Annotated in this window: 16 protein-coding genes, 1 tRNA gene, 1 CRISPR repeat array and 1 other annotated feature (1 of these 19 running past the window's edge); of the genes, 12 read left to right on the plus strand and 5 right to left on the minus strand. The window is 36.6% G+C overall.

The features are described 5' to 3' along the window. Positions 1-57: 57 nt before the first annotated feature. Positions 58-993, minus strand: a complete 936-nt coding sequence (locus tag ATE34_RS02355; protein WP_084875463.1) for a DHH family phosphoesterase — start codon at positions 991-993, stop codon at positions 58-60. 103 nt (positions 994-1,096) lie between these two features. Between ATE34_RS02355 and ATE34_RS02360 the strand changes: the two genes are divergently transcribed. From ATE34_RS02360 to csn2-St, 10 genes are all read left to right on the plus strand, one after another. Further along, a complete protein-coding gene (locus tag ATE34_RS02360) occupies positions 1,097-1,540 on the plus strand; it encodes a flavodoxin (RefSeq protein WP_001162125.1) in 444 nt (147 codons plus the stop codon). A gap of 116 nt (positions 1,541-1,656) precedes the next feature. Further along, positions 1,657-1,923, plus strand: coding sequence for a chorismate mutase (locus ATE34_RS02365; protein ID WP_001046956.1), 267 nt, complete (start codon positions 1,657-1,659; stop codon positions 1,921-1,923). Then, positions 1,920-2,294 carry a fluoride efflux transporter CrcB gene (gene crcB / locus ATE34_RS02370; protein ID WP_084875461.1) on the plus strand — a complete coding sequence of 125 codons (375 nt, stop codon included), beginning with the start codon at positions 1,920-1,922 and terminating at the stop codon, positions 2,292-2,294. The genes ATE34_RS02365 and crcB (ATE34_RS02370) overlap by 4 nt, the downstream gene beginning before the upstream one ends. Further along, a complete protein-coding gene (gene crcB, locus ATE34_RS02375; RefSeq protein WP_084910939.1) occupies positions 2,288-2,617 on the plus strand; it encodes a fluoride efflux transporter CrcB in 330 nt (109 codons plus the stop codon). Before crcB (ATE34_RS02370) ends, crcB (ATE34_RS02375) begins: the two co-directional genes overlap by 7 nt. A gap of 118 nt (positions 2,618-2,735) precedes the next feature. Then, positions 2,736-3,083 (plus strand): 50S ribosomal protein L19, encoded by a 348-nt coding sequence (gene rplS / locus ATE34_RS02385; RefSeq protein ID WP_001068669.1) that lies wholly within the window; start codon positions 2,736-2,738, stop codon positions 3,081-3,083. Positions 3,084-3,124: 41 nt separating this feature from the next. Further along, a tRNA-Arg gene (locus ATE34_RS02390) sits at positions 3,125-3,196 on the plus strand. 220 nt (positions 3,197-3,416) lie between these two features. Next, positions 3,417-6,806 carry a type II CRISPR RNA-guided endonuclease Cas9 gene (gene cas9, locus ATE34_RS02395; protein ID WP_084910940.1) on the plus strand — a complete coding sequence of 1,130 codons (3,390 nt, stop codon included), beginning with the start codon at positions 3,417-3,419 and terminating at the stop codon, positions 6,804-6,806. A 177-nt stretch (positions 6,807-6,983) separates the two neighbouring features. Continuing rightward, positions 6,984-7,892, plus strand: coding sequence for a type II CRISPR-associated endonuclease Cas1 (gene cas1, locus ATE34_RS02400; RefSeq protein ID WP_061597786.1), 909 nt, complete (start codon positions 6,984-6,986; stop codon positions 7,890-7,892). Positions 7,893-7,896: 4 nt separating this feature from the next. Then, a complete protein-coding gene (gene cas2, locus ATE34_RS02405) occupies positions 7,897-8,220 on the plus strand; it encodes a CRISPR-associated endonuclease Cas2 (RefSeq protein WP_001268300.1) in 324 nt (107 codons plus the stop codon). Continuing rightward, on the plus strand, positions 8,217-9,260 hold the full coding sequence (gene csn2-St / locus ATE34_RS02410) for a CRISPR-associated protein Csn2-St (protein WP_061597785.1): 1,044 nt from the start codon (positions 8,217-8,219) through the stop codon (positions 9,258-9,260). Before cas2 ends, csn2-St begins: the two co-directional genes overlap by 4 nt. A 70-nt stretch (positions 9,261-9,330) precedes the next feature. After that, positions 9,331-12,003: direct repeats of the CRISPR family, unit length 36 nt; unit sequence GTTTTTGTACTCTCAAGATTTAAGTAACTGTACAAC. A gap of 87 nt (positions 12,004-12,090) precedes the next feature. Here csn2-St and yidA read toward each other — a convergent pair. Then, on the minus strand, positions 12,091-12,897 hold the full coding sequence (gene yidA / locus ATE34_RS02415) for a sugar-phosphatase (protein WP_061598621.1): 807 nt from the start codon (positions 12,895-12,897) through the stop codon (positions 12,091-12,093). A 12-nt stretch (positions 12,898-12,909) separates the two neighbouring features. Next, on the minus strand, positions 12,910-14,214 hold the full coding sequence (locus tag ATE34_RS02420; RefSeq protein ID WP_061598619.1) for an HD domain-containing protein: 1,305 nt from the start codon (positions 14,212-14,214) through the stop codon (positions 12,910-12,912). A gap of 72 nt (positions 14,215-14,286) precedes the next feature. On the opposite strand from ATE34_RS02420, the gene ATE34_RS02425 reads away from it, so the two are divergent. After that, a complete protein-coding gene (locus tag ATE34_RS02425; protein ID WP_081103127.1) occupies positions 14,287-14,664 on the plus strand; it encodes a YwiB family protein in 378 nt (125 codons plus the stop codon). Between the two features lie 24 nt (positions 14,665-14,688). On the opposite strand, the gene ATE34_RS02430 is transcribed toward ATE34_RS02425, so the two are convergent. Then, on the minus strand, positions 14,689-15,771 hold the full coding sequence (locus tag ATE34_RS02430; RefSeq protein WP_084910942.1) for a DEAD/DEAH box helicase: 1,083 nt from the start codon (positions 15,769-15,771) through the stop codon (positions 14,689-14,691). Then, positions 15,768-16,745 carry a Gfo/Idh/MocA family protein gene (locus ATE34_RS02435; protein ID WP_084910944.1) on the minus strand — a complete coding sequence of 326 codons (978 nt, stop codon included), beginning with the start codon at positions 16,743-16,745 and terminating at the stop codon, positions 15,768-15,770. Before ATE34_RS02435 ends, ATE34_RS02430 begins: the two co-directional genes overlap by 4 nt. A 155-nt stretch (positions 16,746-16,900) precedes the next feature. Here ATE34_RS02435 and ATE34_RS02440 point away from each other — a divergent pair, with 155 nt between their 5' ends. Next, positions 16,901-17,587 carry a YoaK family protein gene (locus tag ATE34_RS02440; protein WP_084910946.1) on the plus strand — a complete coding sequence of 229 codons (687 nt, stop codon included), beginning with the start codon at positions 16,901-16,903 and terminating at the stop codon, positions 17,585-17,587. A 64-nt stretch (positions 17,588-17,651) separates the two neighbouring features. Continuing rightward, positions 17,652-17,735: a sequence feature (ribosomal protein L21 leader region), on the plus strand (it continues 36 nt past the right edge of the window).

Below are 17,735 nucleotides of genomic sequence, written 5' to 3' on the forward strand. Positions count from 1 at the left end.
CCATAGATTGTTACCTTACTAGTCTATCAGATTCTGAAAAGTTTGGCAAGTATTTTATCAGTTTTTAAGCAAGTTTTTTAATTTTTGGTAGATGATTTCGTTTTCTTCTAGACTATAGGAATTGGCGCCACTAGCTAATGGATGTCCGCCCCCATCGTGACGTTTGGCAATCTCATTGATGGGAGTGATTTTACTGCGCATACGCACACGGAAGTGACCATCAGCTTGTTCAACAAAGATAGCCCAAGCCTTAACAGTATCAATTCGACCAGGTGCTCCTACAATCGCAGCTGTTTCAGCATCCGTAACCTTATATTCTTTCAAGATTTCTTGAGTAAGCAGAACGCGTGCGGCTCCGTTCTCATCAACTTCTAAGTGATCATAGACATAGCCTTGAAGTTTTGCAATCTTGAAGCTCATGGTATCCATTTGACGAGACAATCCAGCAAAGTCAAAATCAACTTCTCGGAGCTGGGCAGCTATTCTAAAGGTACGAGCACTAGTTGACGGGTAAAGAAAACGCCCTGTGTCCCCGACAATTCCTGCATAGAGAAGTCGTGCCGCTTCACTAGACAAAGCCAGCTGATTTTCTTGAGCAAATAGAGTAATCATCTCACTGGCACTGCTTGAACTTGTATCCACCCAAGATAGGTCACCATAAACATCATCATTTGGATGGTGATCGATTTTGATGGTAAAATCAGCTTGTTCATAACGTTTATCATCGATACGAGGACGATTTGCTGTATCACAAATAATAGCAAGAGCTCCTTGGTAGTCACTATCTTCAACAAGATCCATTTCCGCCATCCAGGTTAGAGTTGGTTCGTTATAACCGACTGCTTTGATAGTCTTTTCTGGAAAATGGTGTGTGAGAAGAGCTTTCAAGCCCACTTGACTCCCTAAGGCATCAGGATCTGGTTTCATATGACGATGAATGATAATAGTATCGTATTCTTTGATTTTCTCTAATATTTGCTGGCAAATTTCCATAAATAACCTCAATTCTTTCTCATTTCATTGTAGCACAAGAATTTTTATTTTTAAAATGAAAAAGATATGATATAATGGAGAAAGATAAATTGAGGAGGACGATATGGCATTAGCAAAAATTGTATTTGCCAGTATGACCGGTAATACCGAAGAAATTGCAGATATTGTAGCAGACAAATTACGTGACTTGGGCTTGGATGTCGATGTGGATGAATGTACGACTGTTGACGCTTCAGACTTCTTGGAAGCGGATATCGCAATCGTTGCTACTTACACCTACGGAGATGGAGAATTGCCAGATGAGATGATGGACTTCTACGAAGACCTAGCAGACCTCAACTTGAATGGTAAAATCTATGGAGTGGTCGGTTCAGGTGATACCTTCTACGACGAATTCTGTAAGGCTGTCGATGACTTTGATCGCGTTTTCGTAGCGACAGGAGCAGAAAAAGGTTCAGAGTGTGTTAAAGTTGATCTTTCTGCCGAAGAAGAAGACATCGAACGTTTGGAACAATTCGCAGAAGAATTGGCTGCAAAAGTAGGATAAGAATCAAACTGCGCTGACTGGAAGGAGTCGGTGCAGTTTTTTTATTAGTTTTTTGGATTTTACTAGCCTATTTAGAGGCTTTTTGATACAATAATTCAAATAAAGGAGGAGACTGTATGAATTTAGATATTATTCGCCAAGAAATTGATCAAATCGACGACCAAATTGTCAAGCTCCTAGAAGAACGAATGCATTTGGTTGAGGGAGTAGTTGCCTATAAGAAAGCCTCAGGAAAACCTATTTTAGATAGTAAGCGAGAAGAAGTCATTTTTGAAAAGGTAAGGAGTCGTGTAACCAATAAGAGTTACCAAGAAACCATTGTTGCGACTTTTTCAGATATTCTCAAACGTTCGCGTGATTATCAGGATCAAAACATCAAATGAAAAAAGAACAATTCTATCCGCTAGGGATATTTTTAGCTGCTATGTTGGGAGGCCTTGGCCGCTATCTGGTTTCCACTTGGTTACCAGCCAGTCCAGACTTTCCTTGGGGCACCCTCCTTGTCAACTATCTGGGAATTTTCTGCTTGGTCTATCTGGTAAAAGGTTATCTGGTCTATAAGGGAAGCAGTAAGGGCTTGGTTTTGGCGCTGGGTACAGGCTTTTGTGGTGGTTTAACAACCTTCTCTAGCCTGCTCTTGGATGCTGTGAAACTACTGGATGCCGGGCGTTATCTTAGTTTGGTCCTGTATTTGCTTTTGAGCATTGGAGGAGGCCTGTTCTTGGCTTATTTTCTAGGGAGGAAGAAATGGTAATGATCTATCTTGCAATCGCCTGCGGGCTTGGGGCCCTAGTACGGTATATCTTTTCTCGCTATAATCAAGATTCTAAATTGCCTTTAGGGACTCTCATAGCCAATCTTCTAGGCTGTTTTTTGATTGGCCTACTCTACAATCATGTGGAGTCCAAGGAAATCTATGCTATCCTAGCGACAGGTTTTTGTGGAGGGTTAACGACCTTTTCAACCTTGAATGACGAACTGCAAAAACTATTAAGTGATAAAAAGGTATTTTATAGCTATTTTATCTTAACATACCTAGGTGGTTTTCTAGCGATTTTTTTAGGAATTCTGCTATAAATTTCTTTACTTTTAGGTGGAAATTTGGTAAACTGTATCTTGTGTGTAATGGACGCACAAAAATACAGTTTATCCGCTGAGGAAGGTTCCTCAAGATTGACAAAGATAGGAGAATAAAATGAATCCATTAATCCAAAGCTTAACTGAAGGTCAACTTCGTACAGATATCCCATCATTCCGTCCTGGTGACACTGTTCGTGTACACGCGAAAGTTGTCGAAGGTAACCGTGAACGTATCCAGATTTTTGAAGGTGTTGTTATCGCACGTAAAGGTGCTGGCATCTCAGAAAACTACACAGTTCGTAAAATCTCTAACGGTGTAGGTGTTGAGCGTATCTTCCCAATCCACACTCCACGTGTTGAAAAAATCGAAGTTGTTCGTTACGGTAAAGTACGTCGTGCGAAATTGTACTACTTGCGTGCTCTTCAAGGTAAAGCAGCTCGTATCAAAGAAATCCGTCGTTAATTCGACTAAAAACTCTGCTTACCCAGCAGGGTTTTTCTCTAGCTCCCTTAGTTCAATGGATATAACAACTCCCTCCTAAGGAGTAGTTGCAGGTTCGATTCCTGCAGGGGGCATATAAACTATTGATTTTTATGTAGAAATCACTCAAGTTAAAATAGAACTTAAAAAGCGTGAGATCACGCTTTTTTGTTTTTTATAAATGATGAAAACGTGAGAATTTGCATATAATTATAAAAAGACAGGATATTTTAGTTAATTGCATATAATGATTTGATTTTTTAGGAAGTAAGGAGTAAAATTTAATTAATATGATGATTAGTTAGGAGTATAATTATGAATGGTTTGGTTTTAGGATTGGATATTGGTATTGCATCCGTAGGAGTGGGAATTCTAGAAAAAAATTCTGGAAAAATTATTCATGCTAGTTCTCGTCTTTTTCCAGCTGCAACAGCTGATAATAATGTTGAAAGAAGAAAAAATAGACAGGCTCGACGATTACATCGTAGAAAAAAACACCGTGGTGTTCGGCTTAAGGATCTATTTGAATACTATGGTTTGTTAACTGATTTTTCTAAGGTATCCATTAATCTTAATCCATATCGACTTCGTGTAGATGGCTTGGATCAGCAACTAACGAATGAAGAGCTGTTCATAGCTTTAAAGAACATTGTTAAGAGACGTGGTATTAGCTATTTGGATGATGCTTCTGAGGATGGGGGTACAGTATCGTCTGATTATGGTAAGGCAGTTGAGGAAAATAGAAAATTACTTGCTGAACAAGCACCTGGTCAAATCCAACTAGAGCGTTTCGAAAAATATGGTCAGGTAAGGGGAGATTTCACTGTTGTGGAAAATGATGAAAAACTCCGATTGATCAATGTTTTTTCAACATCTGCGTATAAAAAGGAAGCTGAAAGAATTTTAAGAAAACAGCAAGAATTTAATAATCAGATTACGGATGAATTTATAGAGGATTATCTAAAAATTCTTACAGGAAAAAGAAAATATTATCATGGACCAGGAAATGAAAAATCTCGGACGGATTATGGACGGTTTACTACTCATAAAGACTCTAAAGGGGAGTACGTAACATTAGATAATATTTTTGGTGTTTTAATTGGTAAATGTACATTTTATCCTAATGAATACAGAGCCTCTAAAGCTTCCTATACTGCTCAAGAGTTTAACTTACTAAATGATTTAAATAATTTAACAGTTCCTACAGAAACGAAGAAACTTAGTGAGGAACAAAAGAAAGTTATTGTTGAATATGCTAAGGAAGCTAAAACCTTAGGAGCTTCAACCTTATTGAAGTACATTGCTAAAATGATTGATACTTCAGTAGATCAGATACGTGGTTATCGAGTTGATGTAAACAATAAACCTGAAATGCATACTTTTGAAGTCTATCGAAAAATGCAATCGCTAGAAACAATTTCAGTTGGGGAATTGTCTAGAAATGTTCTAGATGAGCTTGCCCATATTTTAACTTTAAATACTGAACGAGAAGGTATAGAAGAAGCGATTAACACAAAATTAAAGGATTCTTTTAGTCAAGACCAAGTACTTGAATTGGTTCAATTTAGAAAAAATAATAGCGGTCTATTTAGTAAGGGATGGCATAATTTTTCTCTTAAACTCATAATAGAATTGATACCAGAACTCTATGAAACTTCAGAAGAGCAGATGACAATTCTAACACGATTGGGGAAACAAAAATCTAAAGAAACATCAAAAAGAAGCAAGTATATTGATGAAAAAGAATTAACAGAAGAAATTTATAACCCTGTAGTAGCAAAATCTGTCAGACAGGCCATAAAGATAATCAACGAAGCAACTAAAAAATATGGTATCTTTGATAATATCGTTATCGAAATGGCGCGAGAAAATAACGAAGAAGATGCTAAGAAAGATTATATAAAACGTCAAAAAGCAAACCAAGATGAGAAAAATACTGCTATGGAAAAGGCTGCATTCCAATACAATGGGAAAAAAGAATTACCAGATAGTATCTTTCAAGGGCATAAGGAATTGGCTACTAAGATTCGTTTATGGCACCAGCAGGGAGAGAAGTGTCTCTATACTGGGAAGAATATTCCAATTTCAGATTTAATTCACAATCAGTACAAGTACGAAATTGACCATATTTTACCTCTTTCTTTATCGTTTGATGATAGTCTATCTAATAAAGTATTGGTTCTAGCTACAGCAAACCAGGAGAAGGGACAGCGAACACCGTTTCAGGCTTTAGATAGTATGGATGATGGTTGGTCCTACCGTGAGTTTAAATCTTATGTAAAAGAGTCTAAATTATTAGGTAATAAAAAGAAAGAGTACCTTTTAACGGAAGAAGATATTAGTAAAATTGAAGTGAAGCAGAAATTCATCGAACGGAATTTAGTTGACACTCGATATTCTTCTCGAGTTGTTTTAAATGCTCTACAAGATTTTTATAAAGCGCATAAATTCGATACAACTATTTCGGTGGTACGTGGACAATTTACCTCTCAGCTAAGAAGAAAGTGGGGACTTGAAAAATCTCGTGAAACCTATCACCACCATGCTGTGGATGCCTTAATTATTGCTGCTTCGAGTCAATTAAGATTATGGAAAAAACAGAATAATCCTTTGATTTCTTATAAAGAAGGACAATTCGTTGATTCAGAGACTGGGGAAATTATTTCATTAAGTGATGATGAATACAAAGAGTTAGTGTTTAAAGCTCCTTATGACCATTTTGTTGATACATTGCGTAGCAAGAAGTTTGAGGATAGTATTCTATTTTCTTATCAAGTAGATTCAAAATTTAATCGAAAAATTTCAGATGCTACGATTTATGCAACAAGAAAAGCAAAGTTGGATAAAGATAAATCCGAAGAAACTTATGTTTTAGGTAAGATTAAAGATATTTATAGTCAAGCGGGATATGATGCTTTCATTAAAATTTACAATAAAGACAAGAGCAAATTCTTAATGTATCATAAAGATCCACAAACATTTGAAAAAGTGATTGAAGAAATTTTAAGAACCTATCCTTCTAAAGAATTGAACGATAAAAACAAAGAGATTCCTTGCAATCCTTTTGAGAAATATCGACAAGAAAATGGGCCTATTCGCAAGTACAGTAAAAAAGGTAATGGACCAGAAATTAAAAGTTTGAAATATTATGATAAAAATATTCCTGAATCATTTATTAACATAACTCCTTCTAATAGTAAAAATAAAGTAATCCTACGTCAATTAAATCCTTGGAGAACAGATGTCTATTTTAATCATCAGACGGAGAAGTATGAGTTGCTTGGATTAAAATATGCAGATTTACAATTTGAAAAGAAGACTGGGACTTATTCTATAACTATTGATAAATATAATGAAATTAAAGAAAAAGAAGGAGTGGGCGAGCAGTCAGAATTCAAATTTACCTTATATAAAAATGACTTGCTTTTAATTAAGGATACGAAAAATGACGAGAAACAGATTTTTAGATTCTTATCTAGAACAATGCCAAATGTGAGACATTATGTAGAACTAAAACCTTATGATAAAGCCAAATTTGATGGTAACCAGTCATTGATAACAATCTTTGGAAATGTTGCAAAAGGAGGACAGTGTTTGAAAGGATTAAATAAATCAAATATTTCTATTTTTAAAGTTAAAACAGATGTTTTGGGTAAAAAACATATCATTAAAAAAGAGGGTGACGAACCAAAACTCAAATTTTAAAAAATATTAAAAAAAGAGTTGCAAACGCTTGTACAATGTATTATAATAGTAACTGTAAGGGACGCCTTACACAGTTACTTAAATCTTGCAGAAGCTACAAAGATAAGGCTTCATGCCGAATTCAACACCCTGTCATTTATGGCGGGGTGTTTTCGTTTTGTGAAAGAGGAAAATACGATGACTTGGAGAATTGTGCATATCTGTCAGAGTGAAAAAATGCAATTAAAGTTAGATAACCTTTTAATTAAGAAAATGGGTCAAGACTATATTATCCCACTGAGTGATATTTCGATAATTGTAGCAGAAGGAGGGGAGACTGTTGTAACTTTAAGGTTATTAAGTGCTTTAAGTAAGTATAATATTGCCTTGATTGTCTGTGATAATGAGCACTTGCCTACTGGAATTTATCATTCTCAAAATGGCCATTTTAGAGCCTATAAAAAATTACAGGAGCAATTATTGTGGACGCAGGAACAAAAAGACAAGTTATGGCAGATAGTAACCTATTTCAAAATAAACAATCAGCAAGATGTCCTTTCAATGTTTGAGAAGAACATTGATTGCATTCAATTATTAGCAAACTATAAAGATCATATTGAATATGGAGATAAAACCAATCGTGAAGGCCATGCTGCAAAAGTCTATTTTAACGAACTCTTTGGAAAAAAATTCGTACGTCTTACACAACAGGAAACGGATGTCATCAATGCTGGTCTAAATTATGGTTATGCGATTATGAGAGCTCAGATGGCACGTATTATTTCTGGGTATGGGTTAAATCCCTTAATAGGAATTTTTCATAAGAATGAATATAACCAATTTAACTTGGTTGATGACCTAATGGAACCTTTTCGGCAGATTATCGATGTCTGGGTCTATCAAAATTTACGAGATGAAGAGTATTTGAAATATGAATTTCGTCTAGCGTTGACAGATACACTGAACGCAAAGATACGTTATGGGAAAGAAACGTGTTCTGTAACGGTAGCAATGGATAAATATGTCAAAGGTTTTCTAAAATGTATCTCTGATAAGGATACTAGTAAATTTTACTGTCCAATGGTGTCGAGTGTAGAATGGAGCTAAAGAAATGAGGTATGAAGCATTGAGATTATTGTGTTTTTTTGATCTACCAATGGAAACAAATCAAGAAAAAAGAGTCTATCGTAATTTTCGGAAAGATTTAATTGCAAATGGTTTTGAAATGTTACAGTTTTCTGTTTATTATAGAACCTGTCCGAACCGAAGTTTTGCTAGTAAATTCTATAAAAAATTAAGTCAGAGTAATCTGCCAAGTGGGAATGTCCGTTTGCTAGCAGTGACTGAGAAACAATTTTCTGAAATGGTTTTAATCATTGGTGGAAAAACAAAGCAAGAAGAAGTAGTCAGTGATAATAAGTTGGTAGTTATATGAAAATGAATATTAGTCATCCATACAAGGATAATATTTCATTAAGTTTTGGTCAATTTACTCAAATTATAGGACAAGATCAGCAACTAAAGTACTATATTTGGCAGATACTATTATGGTATTTTGGAGGAAAAAAATATAGTGAGGAAGATTTAGTTCTATTTGAACAAAATGAACCTAAAATACTGATAGACGATACAATGGTTTCCCGGTCAGAATTCAGTATTATTCAAGTGTCCAGTATCAATGATTTAATTGAACAAATGGAATATAAAAAAGGAACAGTTGCCTATGATTATATAAAGAAAAAGATTAATTCTATAGAGATAATGGAGCAAATTGAAAATATCAATGACAATCTAGATAGGATTTCACTTTTATTGAATCAGAAGTTGAATCTTCAAATCGATGATATTATCTATCATACTGAAGCAAAATATTTTAATACGGATCAATTAATTCAAAAAAATTTTTTACCATACTTTGGAAAAAATGATAAAAATATATCCTTTGAATTTGTAGACAATAAGACAAAGTTTTTATTATTTCTTTCCATGTTAGAAGTTATTGCGACGAACAGTTCTGAAAAGTTCTTGCTTGTCTTACGAAATTTGGATGATTTTTTATCCTATAATGATTTTGTTGAATGTTGCGAAAAAATGGAGTTTCTTACCAATCATAGTAATTCATTATATATTGTGTTGTTTCCTTCAAATGAAGGTTACCTTCATGTAACTAAAGAAGTAATCGAGGAGATTAATATCGTTTCTGATTATGCCGATCATTTTTATTCTTTAGAATTTATGTATGAACGATTTAGTAATCAATATCCAATAAATCAAATACCTGATGAACAAGACTTTTTAACTTCTTTAAGAAAGGTTGGCCCCTATTTATTTAGTTCTGACATTCTCCACATGAGTTTATCTATAGAGGATCAAGTAGTCTTGAAAATTTTGAATAATTTGTATCAGTATGAAATGAAAACAAAATTTCGTATTGAATCAATCAATCCAATGTTATTGAAATATTTGAAAGAATAGTATTGACGAGTGGGATTTAAGAATTTATAATATTTTTGAGGGTACAAAAATCAAAATTGACGGATTTGAGGTTTTTGTACTCTCAAGATTTAAGTAACTGTACAACTGTATCCTACGGTATGTTCAGCGAGTGCCTGTTTTTGTACTCTCAAGATTTAAGTAACTGTACAACTGGGTGGCAATAAGTACAAGCCTAGCCAAGTTTTTGTACTCTCAAGATTTAAGTAACTGTACAACATAATAAAAAGGAGATAAACAATGAAACAGTTTTTGTACTCTCAAGATTTAAGTAACTGTACAACGTTGAGTGAGTGGATCGAGTTCTTCAATTTGTTTTTGTACTCTCAAGATTTAAGTAACTGTACAACTAAAACGATTAGTCAGCTAGGAGGATGAAAGTTTTTGTACTCTCAAGATTTAAGTAACTGTACAACTCTTTCATAAAATACCAACCATTTTCAGTCGTTTTTGTACTCTCAAGATTTAAGTAACTGTACAACCAAGCTGGGTCAAAAAGAAACCGACGGTGTGTTTTTGTACTCTCAAGATTTAAGTAACTGTACAACATGGTAAAGATGTATATGTAACGACACTTGGTTTTTGTACTCTCAAGATTTAAGTAACTGTACAACATGCTCGTGCAGCTCTAGTACTTACATCAAGTTTTTGTACTCTCAAGATTTAAGTAACTGTACAACATTATCGCTTGATTTTGAACGGTACACCCAGTTTTTGTACTCTCAAGATTTAAGTAACTGTACAACCTTTGGAATCTATTAGCTAACATTTCATCTGTTTTTGTACTCTCAAGATTTAAGTAACTGTACAACTGAAGCGCTTAGAATCCCTCACAGACGATTGTTTTTGTACTCTCAAGATTTAAGTAACTGTACAACCAGCAAGTTACAAGATGACGCTGGTTATCTGTTTTTGTACTCTCAAGATTTAAGTAACTGTACAACCTGGCAAGTCTGGTATTTCATTTACTCCTAGTTTTTGTACTCTCAAGATTTAAGTAACTGTACAACATTATTTGACTTTATTATAACACAAAAAGAGTTTTTGTACTCTCAAGATTTAAGTAACTGTACAACCTGTTGTAGCTTAAGGAGGTAGCGTATGAGGTTTTTGTACTCTCAAGATTTAAGTAACTGTACAACATCGCTTCTCTAAAATTGCTACAGAAGCTAGTTTTTGTACTCTCAAGATTTAAGTAACTGTACAACTCTGAGCCATTAGTTGCCCTCTCTTTCGTAGTTTTTGTACTCTCAAGATTTAAGTAACTGTACAACTTATGCTAGTGAAGTTCAGAAGAATTTGAAGTTTTTGTACTCTCAAGATTTAAGTAACTGTACAACTAAATATTTTAGAAGAAAAGTTAGGATATAGTTTTTGTACTCTCAAGATTTAAGTAACTGTACAACTAGATATCTTCAAAATCAAGTCAAAAAGGGGTTTTTGTACTCTCAAGATTTAAGTAACTGTACAACTCTTGAATTGATCAATGAGTTAGTAAATCCGTTTTTGTACTCTCAAGATTTAAGTAACTGTACAACAAAAATTGGAGAAAACAGCATGAATGAACAGTTTTTGTACTCTCAAGATTTAAGTAACTGTACAACTTTCACAACCTTTGCCAAAGCAGTTTCTCAGTTTTTGTACTCTCAAGATTTAAGTAACTGTACAACATGTTCTGCCATTCGTCTACTATCAGCACAGTTTTTGTACTCTCAAGATTTAAGTAACTGTACAACTACGAAGAAAAGAGAGGAAAAGTAAGATGAGTTTTTGTACTCTCAAGATTTAAGTAACTGTACAACTATGCCTTCTTTTCGAAATTATCACGATTTGTTTTTGTACTCTCAAGATTTAAGTAACTGTACAACTATACCAAATCATTGAGTTATCACCCTCGAGTTTTTGTACTCTCAAGATTTAAGTAACTGTACAACGAAAAAACGGATTTTACGGATCAGGAGAAAGTTTTTGTACTCTCAAGATTTAAGTAACTGTACAACTAATTGGTTGTATGTAATTATTCCAACCTTGTTTTTGTACTCTCAAGATTTAAGTAACTGTACAACAAGATAGATGAAGGAGAAATCAAAATGAAAGTTTTTGTACTCTCAAGATTTAAGTAACTGTACAACTTAATGGTCACCCACTGACCGACGTCCAGGTTTTTGTACTCTCAAGATTTAAGTAACTGTACAACGATATAGTTTTTTCGTTCCGTCCGATTGCTGTTTTTGTACTCTCAAGATTTAAGTAACTGTACAACAAAAATCCTTCAACGCCGTTATCATCGATTGTTTTTGTACTCTCAAGATTTAAGTAACTGTACAACTTACATATATTTACATCAAATTCCTATATAGTTTTTGTACTCTCAAGATTTAAGTAACTGTACAACAGTAGATACGAACATCGGAAAATCCGACTGGTTTTTGTACTCTCAAGATTTAAGTAACTGTACAACTCCTCTCAGTGGACAAAGTCAGTCAATTAGGTTTTTGTACTCTCAAGATTTAAGTAACTGTACAACCGACGGTAAACCATTATCAGACGACGATGTGTTTTTGTACTCTCAAGATTTAAGTAACTGTACAACATAGAGATTTTCAATTCGTTTGACCTCTATGTTTTTGTACTCTCAAGATTTAAGTAACTGTACAACTTATTTTCAAAGGGTTAGATAACCCTGAGAGTTTTTGTACTCTCAAGATTTAAGTAACTGTACAACTGCAATTCAATTTATTAATTTACTCTCATTGTGATATATTCATACAAAACCCGCTTAGCTGAGCGGGTTTTATCTATTCTTACTTTTTTACAATACCCACGTTCGGATAGCATGGGCAACGCCAGATTCATCATTTGTTTTGGTGATGTATTTGGCGATTTTTTTGAGTTCTGGATTTCCATTTTCCATGACAACAGGATTACCAACGACTTCCAGCATGGCACGATCATTTTCCTCGTCACCAATCGCCATGGTTTCATTTGTGGTCAATCCGAGTTTTTCAGCTAGGTGAGTGATTGCTGAACCCTTGTCTACATTCTTTTTAAGGAGTTCAAGGTAGAAAGGAGCAGATTTGTTGATGGAGTAGCGTTCGTAAAATTCTGCTGGTATCTTTTCAATCGCAGCATCGAGAATTTCTGGTTCATCGATAAACATACATTTGACAATTTCCTTGCCAGCCATTTCTTCAGGAGTACGGTAGAAGATGGGCATGCTGACGAGGGTTGATTCGTGCACCGTGTATTTTCCGATATTGCGATTGGCAGTGTAGATACCGTCCTTGGTAATGGCGTGCATGTGGACACCGAGTTTGCGACTGAGAAATTCGATATCTAGATAGTCTGCATAGTCCAAGGTTTCACGGATAATCTCATGACCTGTCGCTGTTTCTTGGACAAGACCTCCATTAAAGGTCACGACATAGTCTCCTTCGTCTCTAAGTTGTAAGTCATCAAGGAGTTTGGCAACGCCAGCGATGGGGCGACCGGTTGCAATAACGACTTTGACACCAGCTTTTTTGGCATCTTGGATAGCTGAAAATACTTCAGGTGTGATTTCTTTTTTACTATTGACAAGTGTGCCATCAATATCGACAGCGATTAATTTGATACTCATAAATTTCCTCTATTAGTTCTTATTTGGGGTAAAATGATCATTTTGAATTAAGCTTAGAAATTGCTGGGTGATGCTGGCAAAGATGCTATTTTCATCCAACATTTCTTTGGGAAAGTAGAAACGATTGTCTCCATGTCGACTGCCAGCTAAGGACTGAACGATAGGAGAAAGACTTGAGAGTTCTGCTAGCTCCCCATTTTTTTGCAAGATTTCGATTTGGGTTCGTGGTTTTTCAGACTCAGGTCGGTAAATATCATATGGCAGATCAAAGTTCTTATGGATTGCTGTATAATAATCAGGGTTAAATCCGACCTCCTCTACCAAGCTTCGTAAAGTAGCAAGCTGGTCTTGATCTTCCTTAGAAAAAGTTACGGATTTGAAGACCTTGCGGTTGACAAAACGTTGTGAAAGATCAGCTAAAATCTTGTCAGGGCTGGCCATCCAGAGCTGGAAGTAGGTATTCATCACGCCATCATCAAGAGATAAATAGTCAGCTAGAGTGACTTTCTTTTCAAAAAAAGGTAGCAAATGTGGGGATGTTCGCGCAAAGAAATCCTTGTCTTCAGGATAGAGTTCCTTGGCGCGTTTGAGGAGATTTTGTAGGAGAACTTCCATGGCGCGTGTTGCTGGATGGAAATAAACCTGCATATACATCTGATAGCGACTAAGAACGTAGTCTTCGATGGCGTGCATACCATTACGCTGAAAGGCAATGCCATTTGTGACTGGACGGATAACTCGGAGGACGCGCGTCAAATCAAATTGTCCGTATGAAGCTCCTGTAAAGTAGGAGTCACGCAAGAGATAGTCCATGCGGTCCGCATCGATTTGACTGGAAATGAGTTGCACCACCTGCTTGTTAGGGTAGCTATGGTTGATAACACTGGCTACTTTTTCCGGGAAATCTGGCGCTACTTGTAGCAGGACTTGGTGAATTTCCGTTTCTGGACTCTGGATAATTTCCTGAGTGATGGCTTCGTGGTCTGTATCAAAGAGATTTTCAAAGGTATGTGAATAGGCACCGTGCCCCAAATCATGTAGAAGAGCAGCGGTCATGGTTAAGAGGGATTCAGCAGGATCCCACTCGTCAGCATATTTTTCTTCAAAAATTTCTGTGATGCGACGGGCAATCTCATAGACACCCAGGCAGTGAGAAAAGCGACTGTGCTCTCCACCATGAAAGGTATAGCTGGATGTACCCAGTTGCTTGATGCGGCGCAGACGTTGAAATTCCTTTGTATTGATCAAGTCATAGATGACCTGGTTGTTTACATGGATGTAGTTGTGAACTGGGTCACGGAATACTTTTTCGTTCATATGACCATTATAGCAAAATTCCTATCTTTTTGGTAAAATAGAAAAAATAAGAGAGATGAAAGAGGATGAGACGTGAAGATTCGAATGCGAAATACAATTCAGTTTGATGAACAGTTGGAAGTCATTGACCAACTCTATGATGTGGAAGTGCGTGATAAAGGGGATTATAGCTATTTACTCTTTTATAATGAGGAAAAGGAAAAAGTGGTTCTCAAGTTTCATGAAGAAGAACTGGTGATGACACGTTTCTCCAATCCGAAGACCATCATGCGTTTTCTAAAGGAGAGTGATAGTTTAGCCTATATTCCGACTCCCATGGGCATACAGGAGTTTGTTATTCAAACCAGTCGCTATGAAGTTGAAAGACAGAAGATTGAGCTAGCCTATCAACTGCAAAACCAAGAGGGACAGCCCTTTGCCAGCTATCAATTAGAAATTACTTGGGGATAAGAAAAAGGTTGGCCAATGCCAACCTTATTTGATATAGAGTTCTTGATTTTTTAGAACAATTTCACGTACACTTGCGAATTTTTTGATTTTTTTAAGTTCTTCAGGATGGGTTACAAGAGTGATGACATAGCCCTCTTTACCCATGCGACCTGTACGTCCTGCCCGGTGAGTGTAGGTTTCAGTATCTCTTGGGACGTCAAAGTTTACGACACATTCTAGGCTATCGATATCAATTCCACGAGCCAGAAGGTCAGTTGCAAGGAGCAGGGTCAGTTGGTTATCTTTAAACTTTTCCAAGATAACTTTTCGAAATTTAATATTGACATCGCTAGCGAGGGAAACAGCCAAGATATCGCGATACTGTAATTTTTCTTCTGCACTTCCAAGATCTGATAGGCTATTAAAGAAAACTAGTCCGCGGAAATCCTCTACATGAGCTAGTTTTCGTAGCATATCTACTCGGTGACGTTGGTCTACCTGCATGTAGAAATGTTGGATGTTGTCCAGTTTTTGATCAGAGAGATCAATGTTGCGCGTGTTTGGTGCAATCTTTTCTTGGTCAAACTTGGTCGTCGCACTCATGTAGATGAGTTGGTGGTCACGAGGTGCGTAGTGAGTGATTTTCTCGACAAAGTGAATCTGAGAATCATCGAGCAATTGGTCAAATTCATCCAGGATGATGGTTCCCACATTCATCATCTTGATTTTTTTCAATTTAACCAGTTCAAAGATACGGCCAGGAGTTCCAATCAGAATTTCTGGTCCTTTTTTTAGGCGTTCAATCTGACGTTTCTGACTGGAACCTGATAGGAAGAGCTGAGCAGTCAAGCCGATAGCCTCTGCCCACGTTTTACATACATCAAAAATCTGTCCAGCAAGTTCCGTATTTGGTGCTAGAATCAAGAGTTGCTGGGCTTTTTTCTTTTGTAGTCTGAGAAGACTTGGCAGGAGGTAAGCTAAGGTCTTACCAGTTCCTGTTGGGCTCACTCCTAGGAGATTTTCTCCAGCAAGAATGGGCTCAAATAGTTGAGTTTGAATGGGGGTGAATTCTTGGAAACCGAGTTGGTCACTCAGTTCTTGCCATTCAGTAGGTAGTTTGGTTTTCATTTTTCTGCCTCAAATCTAATGCCAGCAGACTGGCGCATGGTATAGAGTAAATCATGAACAGAGCCTGCATCATCCAGCCAGTTCTGGTAGAGCGTCTGGTCTGGTTGCTGGATCATCTGTGCGAATGCAGCAACTTCCTCAGTCATCGTATGGGGAGCTTGTTGGATAGGGAGCTGGACTTGATTTCCTTGGTGGTCGCTAAAAATAGCTGAGCGGACATGTTCAATCGTGTTAAGGGTTAAGGTTCCATCTGCTGTGTAAATCTCACAAGGAAGATTGGAAGTGATGTTTTTCCCAGCCTTGATATGAACTTGAAAGTCAGGGTAGAAGAGGATACCATCACCATTTAGGTCAATGCTATTGTCAAGCTGTTGAGCCTGATAGGTCGGGTCCTGAGCTTTTCCAAAGAGGCGAACGGCAGCGTAGAGAGGATAAATCCCCAAGTCCATAAGAGCTCCGCCAGCAAAACGGTCTGAAAAGACATTTGGCGTCTGTCCAGCCAACAAATCAGGCATCTTGGAAGAATACTTGGCATAATTGAAATCTGCTCCCAAGATTTGCTTGTCTGCCAAAAAATTCTTAATAGTGGTAAAAGCTTCCTCGTGGTAATTACGAGCCGCCTCAAAGATAAAACAATTATTTTTCTCAGCTGTTTGAATTAGATTCAGCCATTCTTGTGGCTGAGTGACAGCTGGTTTTTCAAGAATGACGTGCTTACCAGCAGACAAGGCAGCCTTGGCTTGAACAAAATGCAAGGAGTTTGGACTGGCGATATAGACTACATCAAAGGAAGACTTAAAGAAGTCTTCTAATTGATCAAAGAGTTGGATATTCTGATAGCGAGAAGCAAAGGTTGCAGCAGTTTCTCGTTTTCTAGAATAGACTGCGACCAGCTGGTATTCTCCGCTAGCATGGGCTGCTTCTATAAAATGATGGCTGATAGCGCTAGTTCCGATGACACCTAATTTAAGCATAGATACTCCTTTTCCGACTTCAATTCCTTCCTTCATTATATCATAGAAAAGAAGGACTATCCAACAGATGGTAAAAATTTTCAAATGAACTACGCATTTCTTGGAGAAAGTGGTACAATGTTTAGATAAGTAGATGAAATGAAAAGGGGGAGAAAATGAGATTATTACCAATAAGAAAAATATCACGTCAGTCTAAGAGACTAGCGCTTTTTTTGACTTTTTGCGCAGGATATGTAGATGCCTATACCTTTATCGTGCGAGGAAATACCCTGGTGGCAGGACAGACTGGGAATGTGGTTTTTCTATCAGTAGGACTCATTCAACACAATGTGTCAGATGCCAGTGCTAAAGTAATGACCTTGCTAGCTTTTATGATGGGAGTCCTTTTATTAACTATTTATAAGGAAAAATTGAGAATTGTTAAAAAGCCAATTTTGTCCGTAATTCCACTTGCAGTCCTGTCCCTAATTATAGGGTTTGTGCCGCAAACTGTAGAGGATATCTATCTCGTACCGCCCTTGGCCTTCTGTATGGGGCTGGTGACAACTGCTTTTGGAGAAGTGTCAGGGATTGCCTATAATAATGCTTTTATGACAGGGAATATCAAACGTACTATGTTAGCTTTTGGAGATTATTTCCGGACTAAGCATACGCCTTTCCTACGAGAGGGCTTGATTTTTGTTAGCTTGCTTAGCAGTTTTGTCTTCGGAGTTGTTTTTTCAGCTTATCTGACGATTTATTATCAGGAAAAGACAATTCTAGGTGTTCCTCTTATGATGAGTATCTTTTACTTCAGCATGCTTTTTGCTTCTTGGAGAAAAAAAGGGAAAGAAAAAGCTTAATTTTAATTGATTTTACTTGTAAGAAAAAAGAAGATATGCTATAATCGAAGAGTTGACTATGCACAGTCCTGTGCAACCGCACGAACATCGTTGCTCATCGTATACAAAATTTAAACTTTGTTATACTTAGAGCTCTTCTTTTAAGTGG

The sequence above is a fragment of the Streptococcus oralis subsp. tigurinus genome (genome assembly GCF_002093545.1).
GTDB lineage: Bacteria > Bacillota > Bacilli > Lactobacillales > Streptococcaceae > Streptococcus > Streptococcus oralis_C.